Annotated in this window: 5 protein-coding genes; 2 read left to right on the top strand and 3 right to left on the bottom strand. The window is 42.9% G+C overall.

Annotated elements, in window-relative coordinates; translation table 11 throughout:
- Nucleotides 1-182: 182 nt before the first annotated feature.
- From trpS to der, 3 genes are read right to left on the bottom strand one after another with little or no spacing between them, the layout of a single operon-like run.
- Complete coding sequence (gene trpS / locus OFO12_RS08045; protein WP_270870121.1) at nt 183-1,178, bottom strand: tryptophan--tRNA ligase; 996 nt, start codon at nt 1,176-1,178, stop codon at nt 183-185.
- Nucleotides 1,175-1,702, bottom strand: a complete 528-nt coding sequence (locus OFO12_RS08040) for a shikimate kinase (RefSeq protein WP_270870120.1) — start codon at nt 1,700-1,702, stop codon at nt 1,175-1,177. Before OFO12_RS08040 ends, trpS begins: the two co-directional genes overlap by 4 nt.
- Entirely contained in the window at nt 1,699-3,108 is a 1,410-nt protein-coding gene (der, locus tag OFO12_RS08035; protein ID WP_270870119.1) for a ribosome biogenesis GTPase Der, read from the bottom strand. Before der ends, OFO12_RS08040 begins: the two co-directional genes overlap by 4 nt.
- A 97-nt stretch (nt 3,109-3,205) precedes the next feature.
- Here der and OFO12_RS08030 point away from each other — a divergent pair, with 97 nt between their 5' ends.
- Together OFO12_RS08030 and OFO12_RS08025 are read left to right on the top strand one after the other, a co-directional pair.
- Nucleotides 3,206-4,111: a DMT family transporter gene (locus tag OFO12_RS08030; RefSeq protein WP_270870118.1), complete on the top strand. Its 906-nt coding sequence runs from the start codon at nt 3,206-3,208 to the stop codon at nt 4,109-4,111.
- 2 nt (nt 4,112-4,113) lie between these two features.
- Nucleotides 4,114-5,037 (top strand): DMT family transporter, encoded by a 924-nt coding sequence (locus tag OFO12_RS08025; RefSeq protein ID WP_270870117.1) that lies wholly within the window; start codon nt 4,114-4,116, stop codon nt 5,035-5,037.
- Nucleotides 5,038-5,286: the final 249 nt, after the last annotated feature.

Raw genomic sequence — 5,286 nt, 5'->3', positions numbered from 1 at the left:
AATAATAAATAAAATAACACGCATTGGAAAATAACAGAAGTTAGATTTCAAAAACGGAAAGTGGATTATATTCAAGGGTTGCTTAAAAAGAGATTAAAAACTAGAAAAAATTTTTGAAATTTTAAAATTTTTCAAAATTTATAAATTTCGCCAAATTTTGCTTGGCGAAATTTAACTAAAATTTATCTGTAAATCCCCACACTTTCGCGTATTAGGCGCATTTTTTCACTTGCGATTTTTTGCGCCTTTTGCGCACCATAAGCCAAAATTTCATCTAGCTTTTTCTTATCAGCTAGCAACTCAGCGTATTTTTCGCGCGCCTGTCCGAAATACTCACTCACAAGCTCGCCAAGATACATTTTAAAGTGTCCATGCCCCTCACCACCACGCTCATATCGAGCTTGCAAGGCTTTTTGTCCTGCTTCGTCTAAAAAGAGTTTTGCTATATTATAGACATTGCAGTTTTGCCACTGTTTTGGCGCTTCAAGCGGCTCAGATGTCGTAACAATCGAGCCGATTTGCTTTTTTTGCTCTTTTGGCGAAGAAAAAATATCAATCGTATTTCCGTAGCTTTTGCTCATTTTTGCGCCGTCTGTGCCAGGGACTATTGCGACATTTTCGCTGATTCTAGCGCTTGGCAGGGTTAAAATTTCGCCATGCGCGTTGTTAAATTTCAAAGCGATATCGCGCGCGATTTCGACATGCTGAATTTGATCTTTGCCCACAGGCACGCTCGTAGCGTCATATAGCAAAATATCAGCCGCCATTAGCACAGGGTATGAAAACAAATCGTGCTTGCTCTCAAAGCCCTTTGCGACCTTGTCTTTGTAAGCGTGAGCGCGCTCTAATAGCCCCATTGGCGTGTATCCGCTAAGTATCCAGTAAAGCTCCAAAACCTCTTTTACATCGCTTTGCACCCAAAATGTCGATTTTTCTGGATCGATTCCCAAAGACAAAAACGCCGCAGCCGCCTCATAAGTGCTCTCTTTGAGCTTCGCGCCCTCGCTAACAGAGGTAAGCGCGTGGTAGTTTGCGATGAACAAAAACAGCTCCTCGCCCGCATTTTGCGCATCTACCATTTGCTTAATGCTGGCAAAATAATTCCCCAAATGTAGCCTGCCTGAGGGTTGAAGCCCAGTTAGTGTGCGTGGATTTGAAATTTTAGATTTTTCACTCATTTTTTAACCTCTTTTTTGATAATTTTTAGTAATTTTTCAATAACTTCTTTTTGCGAATTTTTCTCTACATTTACGATATAATCAGCCTTGGCGCTGTATTTTTTATCCCTTTGCTCATGCAGGGCGCGCGCCTTTTTCAAATCAGCCAAAAGCGGTCGTTTTGCGATTTTTTTGCTAGCGTTTTGGCTAGAATTTATGCGCTTAATTATCGCATCGAAGCTCGATTTTAGGTAGATTACAGTGCCGATTTTGTTTAAATTTTTAACAGCATAAAACCCGCCACCAGTCGAGATTATCGCGCCACTCACATTTTTTTCCAAAAATTTAGCGAGTTTTTTCTCTATTTTGCGAAATTCCACCTCGCCCTGCTCCTCGAAAATTTTGCGAATTTTTTTGTTTGCGTAGCTTTCGATCATATCGTCGCAATCTATCGCAAAGCGCCCGCTAGCCCCAGCCAAAGCGCGCGCGAAAGTCCCCTTGCCAACGCCCATAAAGCCGATTAGGATTATATTTTTTGCGCTCATTTTTGCCCTTTTTTCAAATTTGCCTCGCCCTCATCGTCGTTTCCGCGATTTTTAGGGATTATGACCAAAGGCGTCCCGCTTAAATCGAATTTCTCTCTAAGTTTGTTCGCCAAATAGCGTTTATAGCTAAAATGTAGCGCGCGCGGGCGATTCATCACAAGCGCGATTTTAGGCGGAGCGAAGCCAAACTGCGCCGCATAGTAGATTTTCACGCTCTTGCCCTTATCGTGCGGAAGCGGGTGAGCTTTGGTCGCTTCCTCGATTAGCGCATTTAAATGGGCGGTTTTTATCTTTTGCGTGTAATTTTTATAAACCTGCAAAATCAGCGGGTAGAGCTTGTGTATGCGTTTGCCACCAAGCGCGCTTACACTAATAACCGGCGCGTAAGCTAGAAATTTAAATTTATCGCGCAAATCGCGCACCATAGCGTCAAATTCGGCCTCGCTTTTGTCCCATTTATTTAGCACGATTATCACGCCTAGCTCAAATTTAGCCGCAAGCCCAGCAATTCGCTCATCTAACTCGCTAAATGGCTCAGAAGAGTCCAAAACCAAAAGTGCAATGTCTGAATTTTCTAAAATTTTCTCCGTTCTATTTAGCGCAAACCTCTCTATTCCCTCGATTTTACCGCGCTTTCTGATACCAGCAGTATCCACAAACTCAAACCTTCTGCCCTCAAATTCATAGCTTTCATTGACAGGATCAATCGTCGTGCCAGCCACACTGCTTACCACAGAGCGTTCGTTTTTCACAAGAGCGTTTAAAAGGCTAGATTTGCCCACATTTACCCGCCCGATGATACCTACATTTATGGTTTTATTCTCGTAATACTCGCTCTCGTCGTTTTCCTTAAATTCCCCATTATCGTCGAAATTTTCCAAAAAATCATCAAAATCCTCGCTCTCGTCCCCTCGCACAGGCGCAGGATCGAGGTGAGTATAAATCCAATCCCTAAGCTCGTCAATACCGGCATTATGGCTGACAGATAGCGCAAACATCTGTGCGCCAAATTCGTTAAATTCCCAGCTTCGCTCTTCATCTTTTTTGCTATCTACTTTATTTACGAGCAAAACTATCGGTTTGCCTAGCTTTTGCAAAGAAAAGAAAATTTTGCGATCCTGCTCGTCTGGGAGCAGTTTGCCATCGACCATAAAAAGAATAATATCCGCATTTTGTGCCTCGGCTAGGGTTTTTGCCTGCACGCGCGCAAAAAGCTCGCTCGTATCATCAAGCCCGCCAGAATCGACTATCATCGCATTTCTATCATAAATTTGCACGGCGATTTTATTCGTATCCCTCGTGGTGCCTGAAACCTCGCTAGTAATGGCAATTCTTGCGTTTGCGAAGCGGTTAAAAAGGCTCGATTTCCCCACATTTGGGCGCCCTATTATCATCACTGTTTTCATAATACTTCCTTTGATTTTTCTCATTATAGCCAAATTTTATTAAGTAAATCAAAATTTAAAAACAGCTATAATTATAGGCTTTTTTAAGGGACGAATTTTGAAATACAACAGCTTTTTATTGCACCATTTAAGCATTTATTATATGCTACTTGCGTGCTTTTACAACTCCATTGCAGGGACATTTGCTAAAATTTTAGCCATGCAAATCCCAGCCATTGAAGTCGTGCTGTTTCGAAATTTATTAGCCCTTTTTATCATTTTATACATCATGCGCAAAAACCGCAAAATTCAAGCCCAACCAAGCCGTGGCGGACATCCGTGGATGCTTGCTACGCGCGGAGTTATCGGGATTTTGGGCTTAATCGTGTTTTTTTACAACCTTACGCAACTAAGCCTAGGCGAGGCCTTTACCTTCCAAAAAACAGCGCCGATTTTTATCGCTGTGATTGCATATTTTGCGTTAAAAGAGAAATTATCCAAATTTGGCTGGTTTGCCGTATTTTTGGGCTTTGTGGGTATCGTTTTGGTGATACAGCCTCACTTTGGGATTCACGCTGGACATATTTTTGGGATTTTAAGCGGTCTGTTTGCCGCGATTGCACTCACGGCTGTCAGGGAGCTGCGCAAGTATTACAGCGCAAATGTAATCATACTCTCAGCCCTACTTGCAGGCACGCTAATGCCGATACTTTTCATGGCGATTGCCGAATTTATCGAAATTCCTGCGCTAAATTTTATGATTAGCAAATTTGTCATGCCAGATATTAAAGGCTGGGGAATTGGCGCGATTTTGGGCATTTGTGGGCTGTATTATCAGTCATATCTCACCAAAGCCTACGCCGCTACCAGAAAGGCTGGGATCGTCGCCACACTAAGCTACACAGATATTATTTTTTCGATGATTTTTGGGCTAGCTTTGGGAGATACACTCCCAAATTTCACGGCACTTTGCGGAATCGCGCTGATAATTGCGGCTGGAATTTTAATAGCAAATAGGAGATAATTTTGGGTTATTCTAAATTTTGGCTTAAAAATTTAGGCGTGTATTATATGCTAATCGCTAGCTTTTATTTCGCGCTAAATGGGGCGCTAGCCAAGGTCATGGCAGAGCAAATGAGTAGCGTAGAAATCGTGTTTTTCAGAAACGCCGTAGGGCTAGCTATCGTGCTAATCTCGCTAAAAAGGCTAAAAAATTTCGGCGTGGGCGGGAAGCCTTGGCTACTTTTTTTCCGCGCATTTATCGGCAGCTGCGGGATTATAGCGACCTTTTATAATATCGCTCACATCGAGCTTGGCACGGCTTTTACCTTCCAAAAAACAGCCCCGATTTTCACCGCACTTTTCTCGTCGTTTTTCCTAGGCGAAAAGCTCAGCTTTAAAGGCTGGTGCGCCATAATGCTAGGTTTTGGCGGGATTTTGCTCGTTATCCAGCCTCACATTAGCATTGCACCGACCGATATCATCGGCGTTTTTGGCGGTATGTGCGCGGGGCTTGCATACACCAGCGTCAGGGAGCTTCGCAAATACTACGCCACGGATATCATAATCCTAGTTTTCGTCTTCGGCGCTGCGCTTGTAAGCTCTGCGCTAATGTGCGCCGAATTTGCGCTAAAAGGACGCGAAATTGAAATTTTAGGCGTGATTTCGAGCGCGAATTTAAGCAAATTTGCCTATTTTAACATGCCAAATCTCTTTGGCTGGGTTTTGGTCGCATTGCTAGGAATTAGCGGAATTTATTTCCAAAAATACATGACGCGCTCTTACGCAGCCTCCAAAAAGGCTGGCGTTGCGGCTGCGATTAGTTACACAGACATTATCTTTACGCTGATTTTAGGCGTCATGCTAGGCGATAGTTTGCCGAATTTAATGGCGTTTTTGGGGATTTTGGTCGTCATTATAAGCGGAGTTTTAATCGCAAGAGAACGCTAAATTTAGCCGAATTTTAAAATTCCGCTGTCCGCAAGCTTGGATACTGCACCCGAAATTTTACCCATAAGCGCAATTGCAAAGAATTTTGCATAAGCAAATTCGAAGCAATCTAGTAAAATTTAAAGCAAAATTCAACCCAAATTTAGCATTGAACGATTTTTTGAATTTTAGGCGAAATTTTGAAATTCTCTGTAAGGGGGAGGGCGCGCTTTTTAGGAGACGCTACCCTCCCCCTTACCAACCCCCACC

The organism is Campylobacter sp. JMF_04 NA10 (genome assembly GCF_027737655.1).
GTDB lineage: Bacteria > Campylobacterota > Campylobacteria > Campylobacterales > Campylobacteraceae > Campylobacter_B.
Note: the sequence above shows the minus strand (reverse complement) of the source record. Positions and strands in the feature narration are given on the sequence as shown.

Bases quoted from the DNA above. Each gene is read 5' to 3' on its own strand.
- der (WP_270870119.1), bottom strand. From the start codon at position 3,108: ATGAAAACAGTGATGATAATAGGGCGCCCAAATGTGGGGAAATCGAGC.
- trpS (WP_270870121.1), bottom strand. From the start codon at position 1,178: ATGAGTGAAAAATCTAAAATTTCAAATCCACGCACACTAACTGGGCTT.
- OFO12_RS08040 (WP_270870120.1), bottom strand. From the start codon at position 1,702: ATGAGCGCAAAAAATATAATCCTAATCGGCTTTATGGGCGTTGGCAAG.